A 15,371-nucleotide genomic window follows, 5' to 3' on the forward strand; every position below is an offset into this window, starting at 1 on the left:
TCGATGTAGTTGCGCAGACGACGCAGTTCGGTGGTCACGTGCCACCCCTCCCTGTCAGGTGTCCGATGGGTGAGACACCCACAGTAGTCCGCGGGTCCAGGACCTACCGAGGGCTACGGCCGCCTCCGTGTTCCGCTGCGCTGCCGGCCCCGCCGGTACCGGCCGTGCAGAGGGCTGATCGGAGGAAATGACAGCGTGCCCGCGCCGAGCCTGGGCGCGGGCGGCAGACGGAGTCCTTACCGTGCCAGTGACCCATTGGCCCTGCGCTCGTTCACCCAACTGGGGGAACGCACGGACGACCGCAGCTGAGGCGAGGTGCTTCGTATGGTGGCTCCGCCGGACAACGACGTGCTCTGGGCACGCACCCTGACGTACGCCTACGGCGGGTCGCCCGCCCTCGCCGGTGTCTCCATCGGCGCCCGCGACGGCGAGATCCTGGCCGTGACCGGCCCGCGCGGCTGCGGGAAGACCACCCTGCTCAAGTGCCTGTCGGGCCTGCTCGTCCCGGAGCGCGGGGAGGTGTGGTTCAACAGCGCCCCCGTACACACCCTCTCCCCGCTCGGCCGCGAACAGCTGCGCCGCGACCGCTTCGCCTGGATCGACACCGAGCCCCAGCTCATCCCCGAGCTCACCGCCTGGGAGAACGCCGCGCTGCCGCTGATGCTGCGCGGCATCGGACGGCGCGAGGCCAAGAGCGCCGCACACGAGTGGCTGGACCGGCTCGACGTCGGCGACTGCGCCCGACGCCGCCCCGCCGCGCTGCTCCAGGCGCAGCGCCAGCGCATCGCGATCGCCCGCGCGCTGGCCTCCGCCCCCGCCGTGCTGTTCGCGGACGAGCCCACCGCCCCGCTGCACCGCGCCGACCGCGCCCAGGTGCTGCGCACCCTGACCACGGCGGCCCGCTCGCACGGCATCACGGTGCTCCTCGCCACCCATGACGAGGAGGTGGCCACCCTCGCGGACCGCGCCGTCGCGCTGCTGGACGGCCGCCGGGTGGGCGCGGTCAACTCCCCCGAGGCCGAGGGCAGGTCCGCGTGCTCAGTCTCCGCCTAGCCCGCGGCGCCCGGCCCCTGGCGCTGCTGCGGCGGTCGCTGGTCGCCACCGCGGCGGCGGGCACGGGCTTTCTGCTGCTGTGCGCCATGGGGTACGCGGCCGGGCACCCCGACCAGACCGACGGAGCGGTCGTACGGCTGCTGTGGTGCGCGGTGCCGCTGGCCGCCACGGCCCACCTCGCGATCGCGGTGGCGCGCGCCGACCCGAGCGTCCCGTTCGGCACGGGCTTCGCGGCGGCCGGTGGCGGCCCGGCCAGGTCGGCCCTGCTCGCGGCCGCCTCGGCCGCCCTGTCGTGCGCGCTGGGCTGTGCGCTGGCGCTGCTCGCCTTCCTGCAGCTGCGGGGCGATCTGAGCGGCTCGTGGCTGCGGTGGGCCGATGCGCCGGGCGGGGCGGCGGGTGGCCCGCTCGGCACCGGGCGTCCGCTGCCCGCGGCCGCCACGGTCACGCTGCTCGCCGTCGTACCGGCGGTGGCGGCCGCCGCCTGCGCCGCCCGACTGTGGCCCCGGGGCGCCCAGCGGGCGCGGGCGGCGCGTACCGGCGGCGCGCTGACCGGCGGCCGGACGCGGCCGCGGGGCGCCGAGCGGGTGCCGCGCGGCGCCGAACCGCCGGAGCTCGCAGCCCGGGGGCTGCCCTGGGGGATCGCGCTGACGGCGGCGGGGATCGCGATGGGGGCATATACCGACAATGCGGACAGCGGCCCGCCCCCTCCGTCCGACGCGCTGCTGCCGCTGCCCGGCGGGCTCGGGGGCAGCCCGCCCGGCGTGGTGGGCGGCTGGGCGCTGACGGCGGTCGGGCTGGTGCTGGCCGGGCCCGGCCTCACCCATCTGTGCGGCAGACTGCTGGCCGCCGGGCGCCCGGGCGCGCTGCGGCTACTGGCCGGGCGGGTGTTGCAGCAGGAGGCGGGGCGCCTGGGGCATTCGGTCGGCGTGCTGTGCGCCGTCGCCACCGGCGCGTACGCCGCGGTCGAGCTGTACGGCACCGGCTCCGGCCCGTCCGGGCACCGCCCCTTCGGCCCGCTCACCGGCCTGGGCGCGGCCCTGATCGTGATGTGTGCCACCGCCTCGGTGCTCACGGCGGCGCTCGAGGCGAAGAGCGCGCGGGGCGGGACGACGGACGCCCTGCTGCGGCTGGGCACGCCCCCGCGCCTGCTGCGCGGCGCCGCGGCCCTGCGCGGGCTGGCGCTGCTGGTCCTGCTGACGCCGCTGACCTGGGCGATCGCGGAGCTGAGCACGCTTCCGTTCCACCGCTGACCAGCCCGGCCGTACGGAACACGGGACTGGGGCCGTACGGGACGAGACCGCGCGCAGCGCCGCCAGTAGCATGTCGCCGTGCTGACCGACGACGCTTCCACCGCCGCCCAAGACCCGTGCCCCGACCGGGAGATCGAGTCCCTGCGGGAGTTCGACGAGGTCGTGACGCGCGGCACCCTGGCCGGTTACCGCGTCCAGTCCGTCGACCTGACGGGCCGTACGCGGGCGCTGCTCGACACGGACACCGCCGAGGCGGTCTTCCTCGGCTGCCCGATGGAGCCGGAGGCCGCCGCCAAGGTGCGGGCCGGCGGCGCGCTGGTCTTTCCGCCGGTGCCCGGTCTTCCGTTCGACCCGTATCGCGGCACCCTCTATTCGCCGCAGGAGCTGTTCGAGGGGCTGGCGGAGCGGGGCTACGCGGGGACGCCTGACGCGCTGGCGTACGCCTGGTTCCAGCGCACCAAGGCCGACGGCGACATCTTCTCCTCGATGCTGCGCTCCATCCACGACGACGCCGTCTCCGACGCCCTCGACGAACTCCTCGCCGGGGCCCGGGTCGTGGGCGTGATGGGCGGCCACGCCCTGGAGCGCGGCTCCGAGGGCTACGCGGGCGCGGCCCGGCTCGGGCGGGCCCTGGCGCGGGCCGGGCTCACGGTCGCGACCGGCGGCGGGCCTGGTGCGATGGAGGCGGCCAACCTGGGCGCGTACGCGGCCCCGTTCGCCGACGACATGCTCGACGAGTCCCTTGAACTGCTCGCCAAGGCCCCCTCCTTCCGGCCGTCCGTCGGCGAGTGGGCCGAGGTGGCCTTCGCGGTGCGCGAGCGGTGGCCGGACGGCGGCGCGTCGGTCGGCATCCCCACCTGGTTCTACGGGCATGAGCCGCCCAGCGCGTTCGCCTCGCACATAGCGAAGTACTTCGCCAACGCCACGCGCGAGGACGGCCTGCTGGCGCGGTCGAACGCGGGGGTGGTGTTCCTGCCGGGCGCCGCCGGGACCGTACAGGAGATCTTCGACAACGCGACGCCGAACTACTACGAGTCGCGCGGCGAGCCGACGCCGATGGTGCTCGTGGACCGCGACCACTGGACGCGCCGCCTGCCGACCTGGCCGCTGCTGGAGGCGCTTGCCGAGGGCAGGCCCATGAAGGCCCGGATCGCGCTGGTGGACTCGGTGGACGAGGCTCCGGGCGCGCTCATTTCGCTGGGGGCGTCGGTGGAAGCGTCCCGGGCGGCGTCCCCGGCCGCGTCTTCGGCGGGCTGAGCAGCCGGGCCAGCGTCCGGTACGAGGCGTCCCAGCTCCACTCCTGGCGCACCCAGGCCCGCCCCTTCTCGCCCATGGCCCGGGCGGCGGGCCGGTCCTGGAGCAGCGCGATCAGCCGGTCGGCGATGGCGCGGGTGGCGCGGCCGTCGACGACATGCCCGGTATCGCCGTCCCGGACGGCGTCCGGCGCGCCGCCGGAGTCCCCGGCGAGCACCGGCAGCCCGGCGGCGGCCGCCTCCAGGAAGACGATGCCCAGGCCCTCGACCTCCAGGCCGCCCTTGCGGGTGCGGCACGGCATCGCGAAGACGTCGGCGGCGGCGTAATAGGGCGGCATCGCGCGGTGCCGCACCCCGCCCGCGAAGACCACGGCGTCCCTGACGCCGTGTACGTCGGCGAGCCGGCGCAGCCCGTACGCGTACGGGCCGTCGCCGACGAGCAGCAGAACGGCTCCGGGCACGGCCCGGCGCACCAGCGGCAGGGCCCGGATGAGCGCGTCCTGGCCCTTGCGCCGGACGAGCCGGGCGGCGCACAGGATCACCTGCCGACCGGCGAGCCGGTGGCGCTCGCGTACGATCCGCGCGTCGAGCCCGGGGCGGAAGGCGGAGGTGTCGACTCCGGGGACCAGCCGGGTCATCCGGGCCGCGGCGGCGGACCCCAGGGCGGCGGCGACGGGCGCGCGAGTGGCGGCTCCGAGGTAGGTCACGGTGTCCGCCCCGGCCCCGACGCGGCGCAGCAGCGCGCGGGTTCCCGGGGTGCGCGCCCACCACACCTCGTGGCCGTGCGTGGTGGCGACGATCCGGCGCACCCCCGCCTCGCGGCGCAGCCGCCCGGCCATCAGCCCCAGGGGCGCGGCGGCGCCGAACCACACGCTGTCGCAGCGGTGGCGGCGGGCCAGTTCCACCGCGCGGCTGGTGGCGCGCCGGGTGGGCAGCAGCGTGCGGGCCCCGTCGCGGACGACGAGGTGGGGCAGGCCGGCGTCGTACGGGGCCGCGCCCGGCTCGGACGAGGTGTAGACGACGACAGCCTCCGGTGGGAAGCGGCTGGTCATGGCCTGGACGAAGGTCTCGATACCACCCTGGCGCGGCGGAAAGTCATTGGTGATCACGAGGGTGCGCGGCATCCCGCGTGGCTGCTCGGTCATACGGCCCGAGGCTACGAACGACCCTGCCCCGCCGCGTCACACGCAGGAGGTAACTCCGGTATCACGCCGTGGTGTGACAAGGGGTCACGCCGTGGGCGGAAGACGGGGCCCGAGTATCAACCCGTACGGTGACGCGGCCCGCCGCCGCGGTACGAAGGGTGACGCCATGCGCACCTCCACGGGCGGCGGACGCGCGCCTGGGCCGACGCCCCCGCCTGCTGCGCGGCCACGGAGCTTGCGCTGTCCCGTGGCACTCATGGGTGATCGCCGTGAGTGTGCTGATGGCCGCCGCGTCGCTGATGTGGCGGCGGTCCAGGCCCGGCTGATCGCGATGGAGCGGCGGCAGGCGGCCGAGGCCGAACGGGCGGCCATCGCCCGCGAGATCCACGACCTGGTGGCCCATTCGGTGTCGATGATCGCCGTGCAGGCCGAGAGCGCGACGTACGCCGTCCCCGGGCTCACCCCGCCGGCCCGCGAGGGGTTCCAGCAGATCGCGGCGTCCGCGCGCTCCTCGATGGCGGAGCTGCGGATCAGCGGTGAGCGGGTCGCGCGCCCCGCGTCCTGGGAGCTGTCGGCCTACCGCATCGCGCAGGAGGCGCTGACCAACGCGCGGCGGCACGCCCCCGGGGCATCGAGGTGGTGGCGGAGGCCGAGGACGGCCCCCGGGGCCAGCGGCTTCCTCCTCAAGGACGCGACCTTCCCCGAACTGCTGCACGCGGTGCGGGTTACGAGCCCGCGCCCAGCACCACCACGTCGTCCGCGTCGAACGCGACGCCGACCCGCTCCCCCTCCTTCGGCGCGTCCCGCAGCGCGCACGCCGCCTCCAGGCGCGGCGCGCCCGCGGGTTGGAGGACGAGGGCCACGCGGTCGCCGCGGAAGGTGCGCGCCGCCACCGTGCAGGGCAGGCCCTTCTCGGGGGAGGTGAGCCGCACCCCAGCCGGGCGGACCAGCAGCCGGCACGGCCCGGGCGGGGTGCCGTCGGGCACGGGCACCTCGCCCCAGCGGGTGTCGGCTCTCTCGCCGTGCACGGTGGCGTCAACCAGGTTGTCGAAGCCGAGGAAGCGGGCGACGAACTCGGTGGCGGGCCGCTGCCAAACCTCCAGCGGGGTGCCGGTCTGCGCGATGCGCCCGCCGTCCATCACCACCACCCGGTCCGCGAGCGCGAACGCCTCCCCCTGGTCGTGGGTGACCGCGAGGGCCGTGGTGCCCAGTTCGCCGAAGAGCTGGCGCAGTTCGACCACCAGCCGCTCCCGCAGCCCGCGGTCGAGCTGGCCCAGCGGCTCGTCCAGCATCAGCAGCTTGGGCCGCGGGGCCAGGGCGCGGGCCAGCGCGACCCGCTGCTGCTCGCCGCCGGACAGCGAGGCGATCGCGCGGCGCTGTGCGCCCGGCAGGCCGACCAGTTCCAGCAGTTCGGCGACCCGGCGCTCCGCCTCGGCGCGCGCCACCTTGCGCATGCGCAGCCCGAAGGCGACGTTGCCGCCCACGTCCCGCTGCGGGAAGAGCTGGTGGTCCTGGAACATCAGGCCCACGCCGCGCCGGTGGGTGGGCACCCCCGTCTGGTCCCGCCCGGCCAGCCACACCCGGCCGGTGTGGGCCCGTTCCAGGCCCGCCACCACGCGCAGCAGCGTGGACTTGCCGCCGCCGCTTGGCCCCAGCACCGACACCGTCTCGTGCTCGGCGACCTCGAGGTCCACGGCATCCAGCGCCGCCCGCTCGCCGTAGCGGACCGTCACCTCGTCCAGTCGCAGCAGCGTCATCAGAACTCCCCCGAACGGTCGGTGCGGATCCGCTCCAGTACCAGCAGGGAGCCCGCGCACACCAGCATCAGAATCGTGCTCAGGGCCATGGCCTGGCCGTAGTTGAGCTGCCCGGCCCGGCCGAGGAAGCGGGCGACGGCGACCGGGAGGGTCGGGTGGTCGGGCCTGGCGATGAACACCGTCGCCCCGAACTCGCCGAGCGAGACGGCGAAGGCGAAGCCCGCCGCGACCCCGAGGGCCCGCCCGACCAGTGGCAGGTCCACCTCCCGCCAGGCCCGCAGCGGGGACGCGCCGAGCACGGCCGCCGCCTCGCGCAGCCGGTGGTCCACCGCACGCAGCACGGGCAGCATGGTCCGTACGACGAAGGGCACTCCCACCAGGGCCTGCGCGAGCGGTACGAGGATCCATGAGGCGCGCAGGTCCAGCGGCGGCTCGTCCAGGGCGATGAGAAAGCCGAAGCCGACGGTGACGGCGGAGGTGCCGAGCGGCAGCATCAGCAGCGCGTCGAAGCCCCGCACCAGTCTGCCCGCCTTCCTGGTCAAGGCGGCCGCCGCCAAGCCGCCCACGACGACCGCGAAGACGGTCGCCACGGCGGCGTAGCGCAGGGAGTTCCAAACGGCGTCCATAGGAGCGACGAAAAACGTCCCGCCGCTGTCCGCCACCGACTGGAGGGCGCGGTAGTAGTCGAGTCCGTAGCCGCCGGGGGCGTCCAGGGACCGTTCGACCAGGACCGCGAGCGGCAGCAGGATCAGCAACGCCACGACGGCGAGCACGCCCCACAACAGCGCCCATTGGGCCGCGCCCTGGGGGCGGCGCGCGGTCTGTTCGGGGGCGACCAGCTTCAGGGCGCCCTCGCGGCGCCGTACGGTCCACGCGTGCAGGGCCAGGACCGCGGCCACGGCCGCGAACTGGACCAGCGTCAGCACGGCGGCGGTCGGCAGGTCGAGCAGCTGGGCGGTCTCCCGGTAGATCGCGACCTCCAGGGTGGCGTACCGGGGGCCGCCGAGGATCTGGATGACGCCGAAGGAGGTGAAGGTGAACAGGAAGACCATCAGGGCGGCTGCCGCCACGGCGGGCGCCAGCGCCGGCAGCGTCACCCGCCGCCACGCGGCCAGGCGGCTCGCGCCGAGGACGCGCGCGGCCTCCTCCTGCCGCGGGTCGAGCTGCGCCCACAGCCCGCCGACGGTCCGTACCACCACCGCGTAGTTGAAGAAGACGTGCGCGAGGAGGATCGCCCATACGGAGGTGTCGAGCCGCACCCCCCACAGGCTGTCCAGCAGCCCGCCGTGGCCGAGCAGGGCCAGGAACGCCGAGCCCGCGACGACGGTCGGCAGGACGAAGGGGACGGTCACCACGGCGCGCAGCAGCCGCTTGCCGGGGAAGGCGAAGCGGGCGAAGACATACGCGCCGGGCAGCGCGACCGCCAGCGTCAGGACGGTGGAGGCGGCGGCCTGCCAGCCGGTGAACCACAGGATGTCAAGGACGGCCGGGTCGGTGAGCACATCGCCGATGCGGCCCAGCCGCCACTGACCGTCGACGCGCAGCCCGCGGGTGACGATGGCGGCCACCGGATAGACGAAGAACAGCGCGAAGAAGGCGGCGGGCACGGCCATCAGGGCCAGCCGCAGCGCCGCCCCGCGCAGCCGCGCGCGCCGCCGCCCGGTGCGCTCCTTCGCCTCATCCGGCGCGGTGGCAGGGCGCTTTACAGGACGAGCGAGGACCATGCCTTGACCCACTGGTCACGGTTCTTGGCGATCTTCCGGGGGTCCAGGGTGGCCGAGTCGGCGATCTTCACGCCGTACTTCGTGAACAGCTCGGGCAGCTTCGCGTCCTCGCGGGCCGGGTTGACGTACATGTTGAGCGGCACGTCCTCCTGGAAACGCTTGGTCAGCAGAAAGTCCAGCAGCGCCTTGCCGCCCTTGGAGTTCGAAGCACCCTTCAACAGTCCGGCGAATTCCACCTGCCGGAAGCAGGTTCCCGTCGCGACCCCCGTAGGGGCCTGCGCGGGCCGCGGCTTGGCGTCGACGACCTCGGCGGGCGGGCTGGAGGCGTACGAGACGACCAGCGGCCGGTCGCCCTTGGCGCCGCCGGCCGAACCGGAGAAGCGGTCGTAGTACGCCTGCTCCCAGCCGTCGACGACCTCGACGCCGTTGGCCCTGAGCTTCTTCCAGTAGCCCTGCCAGCCGTCGTCGCCGTACCGGGCGGCCGTGCCCAGCAGAAACGCGAGGCCGGGCGAGGAGGTGGCCGCGTTCTCGGTGACCAGGAGGTTCTTGTAGGCGGGCTTGGTCAGGTCGTCGAGGGTCTTCGGCGGGGCCAGCTTCTTGTCGGCGAAGTACTTGCGGTCGTAGTTGACGCAGATGTCGCCGAAGTCGACCGGGGTGACGCGGTGCTCGGCCGCGTCGAGCTGGAGGGCCGCCGGGACCTTGTCCAGGCCCTTGGCCTGGTAAGGGGTGAACAGGTCGTTGTCGAGCGCGCGGGAGAGCAGGGTGTTGTCGACCCCGAAGAAAACGTCGCCCTGGGGATGCGATTTGGAAAGTATCGCCTGGTTGACGGCCGCCCCGGCGTCGCCACCCGGCAGGACCTGCACCTTGTAGCCGGTCTGCCTGGTGAACTCCCTCAGCACGGCCTTCGACGCGGCGAACGAGTCGTGCGAGACCAGCTTCACGGTCTTGGAGCCGGAGCCTTTGGAGGAGCCGGAGTCCTCGCCGCAGGCGACGAGCGTGGTGAGGCCGAGCGAGCCGAAGAGGGCGGCGGCGACGGCATGCCGAAGACGGCTGTTCATATGAGGCTGACTCCCTACGCCGGTATGACCCGGATCAGGTCCGAGGGTCTGCGGCCGAGCCGCACTCTCAGCGCTGTTCGCGCTCCCCTGTCGGAATGTTCACTTGTACGAGATGGATGTATGCGCGAGGTGGTGCCAGGGCACCGTATCAGCCGGCCCTCAGCGCTCCGCCGCCGCCAGCTGCCCGCACGCCCCGTCGATCTCCTGCCCCCGGGTGTCCCGGACGGTCACGGGCACGCCGTGTGCCTCCAGGGCGGCCACGAACGCCTTCTCGTCCTCGGGCCTGGACGCGGTCCACTTGGAGCCGGGCGTCGGGTTGAGCGGGATCAGATTGACGTGCACCCGACGGCCCTTGAGCAGCCGCCCCAGCAGGTCGGCCCGCCATGCCTGGTCATTGATGTCCCTGATCAGGGCGTACTCGATGGAGACGCGACGGCCCGACTTCTCCGCGTACTCCCACGCGGCGTCCAGAACCTCGCGGACCTTCCAGCGGGTGTTGACCGGGACGAGGGTGTCGCGCAGCTCGTCGTCGGGCGCGTGCAGCGACACCGCGAGCCGGCATTTGAAGCCCTCGTCGGCGAACCGCAGCATCGCCGGCACCAGCCCGACGGTCGAGACGGTGATGCCGCGCTGGGACAGGCCGAGGCCGTCCGGCTCCGGGTCGGTCAGCCTGCGGATGGCGCCGACCACGCGGTTGTAGTTGGCAAGCGGCTCGCCCATGCCCATGAAGACGATGTTGGACAGCCGCGCCGGGCCACCGGGGATCTCTCCGTCCCGCAGCGCCCGCATCCCGTCGACGATCTGGTGCACGATCTCGGCGGTGGACAGATTGCGGTCCAGGCCCGCCTGGCCGGTGGCGCAGAACGGGCAGTTCATGCCGCAGCCCGCCTGGGAGCTGATGCACATGGTGACCCGGTCCGGGTAGCGCATCAGCACGGACTCCACGAGCGTGCCGTCGAACAGCCGCCACAGGGTCTTACGGGTGGTGTCGTCGTCGCAGCTGATGTGGCGCACCACGCTCATCAGGTCCGGCAGCAGCCCGGCCGCCAGCTTCTCGCGCGCGGCGGCCGGGATGTCGGTCCACTGGGCCGGGTCGTGGCTGTAGCGGGCGAAGTAGTGGCGCGATACCTGGCCGGCCCGGAAGGGCTTCTCGCCGAGGGCGGCGACGGCCTCGCGGCGCTCGGCGGGCGAGAGGTCGGCGAGATGCCGCGGGGGCTTCTTGGCTCCGCGCGGCGCGACGAATGTGAGTTCTCCGGGCTTGGGCATGGTTCAACCAGTGTCGCAGACGTGCGTACGGCCTCGTGCCACACGTGGCACGAGGCCGTAACGGCCGGGGCGTGGGGCCGGTCAGCCGCCGCCCACGAAGACCACCATCAGCAGCCAGACCACGGGCGCGGTGGGCAGCAGGGAGTCCAGCCGGTCCATGATCCCGCCGTGGCCGGGCAGCAGCTTGCCCATGTCCTTGATGCCCAGGTCACGCTTGATCATGGACTCGCCGAGGTCGCCGAGGGTCGCGCTGACCGCGACGGCGAGCCCGAGGAACAGCCCCTGCCACCATGCGCCGTCCTTGATCAGGTACTGCATGGACAGCGCGCCCGCGACCATGGCGAAGGCGATCGCGCCCAGCAGCCCCTCGCGGGTCTTGCCGGGGCTGATGCGCGGCGCGAGCTTGTGGCGGCCGAAGCGCCAGCCCACCGCGTACGCACCGGTGTCGCTGACCACGGTCAGCAGCAGAAAGACGAGCACTCGCCGCGGCCCGTCGTCGGCGGCGAGCATGAGCGCGACAAAGCTGGCCAGGAACGGCACATAGAAGGCCGCGAAGACGCCGGCCGTGACATCCCTGAGGTAGTTCTCGGGCGGCTCGGTCATCCGCCAGACGAGCACCGCCAGGGCGGTCAGCGTGACGGCCACCCACGCGCCCTCCGCACCGCGCACATAACCGGCGACCACCATGGCGACGCCGCCCACGGCGAGCGGCACCAGCGGGACGTGGATGTCCTTGCGCTCGGCCAGCCGCGAGGTCAGCTCCCACAGGCCGACGACCACCGCGACCGCTATGACGCCGATGAACACCGGCTTGTAAATGAAGAGCGAGGCGACGACCAGCGCGCCGAGGCCGACGCCCACCCCTATCGCGGCGGGCAGATTGCGGCCCGCGCTCTTCTTCTTCGCATCGCCCGTCACGTCTGCGCTCCCCGTCCGGTCTGCGCCGCCCGGCTCGCCGGGCTGAGCGGCGCTGCCGGAGGGCATGGCGTCGGGGTGGTCCGGGGGCGTCGGCGGGTGTGCCGCGGGCCGGCGCGGCCCGCGCTCCGGCTCCCGGTCGTCGCGGAACAGGGGGCCGCTCGGCCGAGCGGCCCCCCGGTCACGGTCGGCGGCATCCCAAGGGTCTCCGCCAGCGTGGGGCACGGTGGGCATGGGCCGAGTCTGCGCCGCCTCGCCCACGTCGTGCGCGGGACCCGCCGAGGGCGAGGGCACCTTGCCGCGAAGCGAGGGAGGAGGTCCCTGCTGGGCCGGTCCCCGGAGGCGGGCGCTCGGCGGAGCCCCCCAGGATGAGTCGTTCATCAGACCTCGAGGAGCTCGGCTTCCTTGTGCTTGAGCAGCTCATCCACCTGCGCGACATACTTCGCGGTGGTGTCGTCGAGCTCCTTCTCCGCACGGCGGCCCTCGTCCTCCCCGACCTCGCCGTCCTTGATGAGCTTGTCGATGGACTCCTTGGCCTTGCGGCGGACGCTGCGGATCGAGATCTTCGCGTCCTCGCCCTTGCCCTTGGCGACCTTGATGAATTCCTTGCGGCGCTGTTCCGTGAGCTCCGGGAACACCACCCGGATGATGCTGCCGTCATTGCTCGGGTTGACGCCCAGATCGGAGTCGCGGATGGCCTGCTCGATATTGCGCAGCGCGCTCTTGTCGAACGGGGTCACCACGGCCATCCGCGGTTCGGGCACCGAGAACGACGCCAGCTGGTTGATCGGCGTCATCGCTCCGTAGTAGTCGGCCACGATCTTGTTGAACATCGCCGGGTGCGCACGCCCGGTGCGGATCGCGGCGAAGTCCTCCTTGGCGACCACAACGGCCTTCTCCATCTTCTCCTCGGCCTCGAGGAGGATCTCTTCGATCACCACTTGCTCCTGGTGTTATCAGTAAGCAGAGCCTCGCCCCTGCGTGCGTCTTCTCCTGCACGGTGTCCGACCGGCAGGCCGTTGTCCATCCCCCGTATGAGCCGTCAGGCCCGGGAGCCCTGGTCGCTCACGAGCGTGCCGATCTTCTCACCCTTCACCGCACGCGCGATGTTTCCTTCGGCGAGAAGCTCGAAGACGAGGATCGGCAGTTTGTTGTCGCGGCAGAGCGTGACGGCGGTGGCATCGGCGACCTTGAGGTCCCGGGTGATCACCTCGCCGTACTCCAGGGCGTCGAACTTCACCGCGTCCGGGTTCCGCGCGGGGTCGGAGTCGTACACCCCGTCCACTCCGTTCTTACCCATGAGCAGGGCCTCGGCATGGATCTCCAGGGCCCGCTGGGCCGCGGTGGTGTCCGTCGAGAAGTACGGCATGCCCATGCCCGCGCCGAAGATGACCACGCGCCCCTTCTCCAGATGGCGCACCGCGCGCAGCGGAATGTACGGCTCCGCGACCTGGCCCATGGTGATGGCGGTCTGGACGCGGGAGTCGATGCCCTCCTTCTCCAGGAAGTCCTGGAGGGCGAGACAGTTCATGACCGTGCCCAGCATGCCCATGTAGTCCGAGCGGGCCCGGTCCATGCCGCGCTGCTGCAGCTCGGCGCCGCGGAAGAAGTTGCCGCCACCGATGACGATGGCGATCTCTGCGCCGTCCCGGACGACCGCGGCGACCTCACGGGCGATGGCGTGCACGACATCCGGGTCGACCCCGAGCCCTCCGCCTCCGGCGAATGCCTCACCGGAGAGCTTGAGCAGGAACCGACGGCGTTTGACCCTGCCCTGAGCGTTCTTCTCGTCGGCGGCCTGTCCGGCGCCCGCGCCCTGATTCATTGGAGATCTCCTCGTGCACATACGAAGAAGGCCATTGCCGGACGGGTCCTTGTTCGACCTCTGCGGCAATGGCCTCCTCGTCACATCTGCGGCCGACCGGTTGACGGTTGGCTGCCTACGACCCTATCGGGGTCGCCGGTCATTCGCTGCTCGGCTCGTGCGCCGACGCTCAGACGCCTACGCTCAGACGCCGACGCGGAAGCGCGCGAAGCCCTTGAGCGTGACACCGGCCTCGTCCAGGATCTTCTGGACGGTCTTCTTGTTGTCCTTGGCGAACGGCTGGTCCACCAGGACGTTCTCCTTGAAGAAGCCGGTGACCCGACCCTCGACGATCTTCGGCAGGGCGGCCTCGGGCTTGCCCTCCTCGCGGGCGGTGGCCTCGGCCACGCGGCGCTCGTTCTCGACGGTCTCGGCCGAGATCTCGTCACGGCTCAGGAACTTCGGCGCGAACGCGGCGATGTGCTGCGCGATGTCCTTGGCGACCGTGGCGTCTTCCTTGTCCAGCTCGACCAGCACACCGACCTGCGGCGGCAGGTCCGGCATGGTGCGGTGCATGTACGCGGCGACGTAACCGCCGGAGAGCTGCGCGAAGCGGTCCAGCACGATCTTCTCGCCGAGCGTCGCGTTGGCCTCGTCGACGTACGCCTGGACGGTCTTGCCGGGCTCGATCTCGGAGGCGAGCAGGGCCTCCAGGTCGGCCGGGGAGGTCTTGGCGACGTGGGCGGCGATGGCGTTGGCGGCGGCGATGAACTTGTCACCCTTGGCGACGAAGTCGGTCTCGCACTTCAGCTCGACCAGCACACCGGAGGAGTTGTCGTCCGCGATGAGGGAGACGACGGCGCCGTTCTCGGCGCTGCGGCCCTCGCGCTTGGCCACGCCCTTCTGGCCCTTGACGCGCAGGACCTCGACGGCCTTGTCGACGCTGCCATCGGCCTCGTCCAGCGCCTTCTTGCAGTCCATCATGCCGGCGCCGGTGAGCTCACGGAGCTTCTTGACGTCAGCGGCGGTGAAGTTCGCCATGATCTGTGAATCTCTTCTCGAAAGTCGAAAGCTCTACGGGGGAACGGCGGGGGTGGTGCCAAGGCACCGTCCCCCGCCGTCACACGTGGTCCGAGTGGTCAGGCCTGCTCGGCGTCCGCGGCCGGGGCCTCGGCGGCGGCCGGCTGCTCGGCGGCGGCCGGCTGCTCGGCGGCGGCCGGCTGCTCGGCCTCGGCGGCGGCCGGCTGCTCGGCCTCAGCGGGCTTGGCCGCCTCGGGCTCGTCGGCCTTCTTCTCGCCCTCCAGCAGGTCGCGCTCCCACTCGGCGAGCGGCTCACCGGCGGCCTTGCCGGCCTTCTCGTCACCGGTGGCGACACCGGAGCGGGCGATAAGGCCCTCGGCGACCGCGTCGGCGATCACGCGGGTGAGCAGGGTGACCGAGCGGATCGCGTCGTCGTTGCCCGGGATCTTGTAGTCGACCTCGTCCGGGTCGCAGTTGGTGTCGAGGATCGCGACGACCGGGATGCGGAGCTTGCGCGCCTCACCGACGGCGATGTGCTCCTTCTTGGTGTCGACGATCCAGACGGCGCTCGGCACCTTCTGCATCTCGCGGATACCGCCGAGGGTCTTCTCCAGCTTGGCCTTCTCGCGCGAGAGGACCAGCAGCTCCTTCTTGGTGAGGCCGGAGGCGGCCACGTCCTCGAAGTCGATCTGCTCGAGCTCCTTGAGGCGCTGCAGACGCTTGTAGACGGTCGAGAAGTTGGTGAGCATGCCGCCCAGCCAGCGCTGGTTGACATACGGCATGCCGACGCGGGTCGCCTGCTCGGCGATCGCCTCCTGGGCCTGCTTCTTCGTGCCGACGAACATGATGGAACCGCCGTGGGCGACGGTCTCCTTGACGAACTCGTAGGCGCGGTCGATGTACGACAGCGACTGGAGCAGGTCGATGATGTAGATGCCGTTGCGCTCGGTGAAGATGAAACGCTTCATCTTCGGGTTCCAGCGGCGGGTCTGGTGCCCGAAGTGGACGCCGCTCTCCAGCAGCTCCCGCATCGTGACGACGGCCATGGCCGTACTCCTTGAAGTGCTCGGTTCCGCGGCGGCCGGGCGGCTGCCGCGCCTGACGCCCCGGCGCGTCTGCCACGGGC

At 72.6% G+C, this 15,371-nt stretch carries 13 protein-coding genes, 1 pseudogene and 1 riboswitch; of the genes and pseudogenes, 4 read left to right on the forward strand and 10 right to left on the reverse strand.

Annotated features, from left to right (window positions below; all coding sequences use genetic code 11):
- Nucleotides 1–324 precede the first annotated feature (324 nt).
- From ACH4U7_RS30555 to ACH4U7_RS30565, 3 genes are all read left to right on the forward strand, one after another.
- Nucleotides 325–1,053, forward strand: coding sequence for an ABC transporter ATP-binding protein (locus ACH4U7_RS30555; RefSeq protein ID WP_398531034.1), 729 nt, complete (start codon nt 325–327; stop codon nt 1,051–1,053).
- Nucleotides 1,035–2,303: a hypothetical protein gene (locus ACH4U7_RS30560; protein ID WP_398531035.1), complete on the forward strand. Its 1,269-nt coding sequence runs from the start codon at nt 1,035–1,037 to the stop codon at nt 2,301–2,303. Before ACH4U7_RS30555 ends, ACH4U7_RS30560 begins: the two co-directional genes overlap by 19 nt.
- Before the next feature lie 78 nt (nt 2,304–2,381).
- Nucleotides 2,382–3,560 carry an LOG family protein gene (locus ACH4U7_RS30565; protein ID WP_398531036.1) on the forward strand — a complete coding sequence of 393 codons (1,179 nt, stop codon included), beginning with the start codon at nt 2,382–2,384 and terminating at the stop codon, nt 3,558–3,560.
- Here ACH4U7_RS30565 and ACH4U7_RS30570 read toward each other — a convergent pair.
- Nucleotides 3,493–4,680, reverse strand: a complete 1,188-nt coding sequence (locus ACH4U7_RS30570) for a glycosyltransferase family 4 protein (protein ID WP_398531328.1) — start codon at nt 4,678–4,680, stop codon at nt 3,493–3,495. The two genes, ACH4U7_RS30565 and ACH4U7_RS30570, sit on opposite strands and share 68 nt — an antisense overlap.
- A 325-nt stretch (nt 4,681–5,005) precedes the next feature.
- Between ACH4U7_RS30570 and ACH4U7_RS30575 the strand changes: the two are divergent.
- Nucleotides 5,006–5,332, forward strand: a pseudogene (locus ACH4U7_RS30575) (histidine kinase); the annotation flags it as partial.
- 94 nt (nt 5,333–5,426) lie between these two features.
- On the opposite strand, the gene ACH4U7_RS30580 reads toward ACH4U7_RS30575, so the two are convergent.
- From ACH4U7_RS30580 to rpsB, 9 genes are all read right to left on the reverse strand, one after another.
- Nucleotides 5,427–6,458 (reverse strand): ABC transporter ATP-binding protein, encoded by a 1,032-nt coding sequence (locus ACH4U7_RS30580; protein ID WP_398531037.1) that lies wholly within the window; start codon nt 6,456–6,458, stop codon nt 5,427–5,429.
- Nucleotides 6,458–8,071, reverse strand: coding sequence for an ABC transporter permease (locus tag ACH4U7_RS30585; RefSeq protein ID WP_398531329.1), 1,614 nt, complete (start codon nt 8,069–8,071; stop codon nt 6,458–6,460). The genes ACH4U7_RS30580 and ACH4U7_RS30585 overlap by 1 nt, the downstream gene beginning before the upstream one ends.
- An 89-nt stretch (nt 8,072–8,160) precedes the next feature.
- The gene (locus ACH4U7_RS30590) at nt 8,161–9,240 is read right to left on the reverse strand and encodes a thiamine ABC transporter substrate binding subunit (protein WP_398531038.1); all 1,080 of its coding nucleotides are present in this window, start codon (nt 9,238–9,240) and stop codon (nt 8,161–8,163) included.
- Nucleotides 9,235–9,339: riboswitch (TPP riboswitch) on the reverse strand. Its footprint overlaps the gene before it by 6 nt.
- Nucleotides 9,340–9,399: 60 nt before the next feature.
- On the reverse strand, nt 9,400–10,506 hold the full coding sequence (gene rlmN, locus ACH4U7_RS30595; RefSeq protein WP_353595324.1) for a 23S rRNA (adenine(2503)-C(2))-methyltransferase RlmN: 1,107 nt from the start codon (nt 10,504–10,506) through the stop codon (nt 9,400–9,402).
- Between the two features lie 81 nt (nt 10,507–10,587).
- Nucleotides 10,588–11,802 (reverse strand): phosphatidate cytidylyltransferase, encoded by a 1,215-nt coding sequence (locus ACH4U7_RS30600; RefSeq protein ID WP_398531039.1) that lies wholly within the window; start codon nt 11,800–11,802, stop codon nt 10,588–10,590.
- Complete coding sequence (gene frr / locus ACH4U7_RS30605) at nt 11,802–12,359, reverse strand: ribosome recycling factor (protein ID WP_089510938.1); 558 nt, start codon at nt 12,357–12,359, stop codon at nt 11,802–11,804. The genes ACH4U7_RS30600 and frr overlap by 1 nt, the downstream gene beginning before the upstream one ends.
- 104 nt (nt 12,360–12,463) lie before the next feature.
- Nucleotides 12,464–13,246: a UMP kinase gene (gene pyrH, locus ACH4U7_RS30610; RefSeq protein WP_014176047.1), complete on the reverse strand. Its 783-nt coding sequence runs from the start codon at nt 13,244–13,246 to the stop codon at nt 12,464–12,466.
- A 183-nt stretch (nt 13,247–13,429) separates the two neighbouring features.
- Entirely contained in the window at nt 13,430–14,266 is an 837-nt protein-coding gene (tsf, locus tag ACH4U7_RS30615) for a translation elongation factor Ts (RefSeq protein WP_014176048.1), read from the reverse strand.
- 98 nt (nt 14,267–14,364) lie between these two features.
- Nucleotides 14,365–15,291 (reverse strand): 30S ribosomal protein S2, encoded by a 927-nt coding sequence (gene rpsB / locus ACH4U7_RS30620; RefSeq protein ID WP_398531040.1) that lies wholly within the window; start codon nt 15,289–15,291, stop codon nt 14,365–14,367.
- Between the last annotated feature and the right edge of the window lie 80 nt (nt 15,292–15,371).

This window comes from Streptomyces sp. NPDC020845 (assembly GCF_044334165.1).
Lineage (GTDB): Bacteria > Actinomycetota > Actinomycetes > Streptomycetales > Streptomycetaceae > Streptomyces.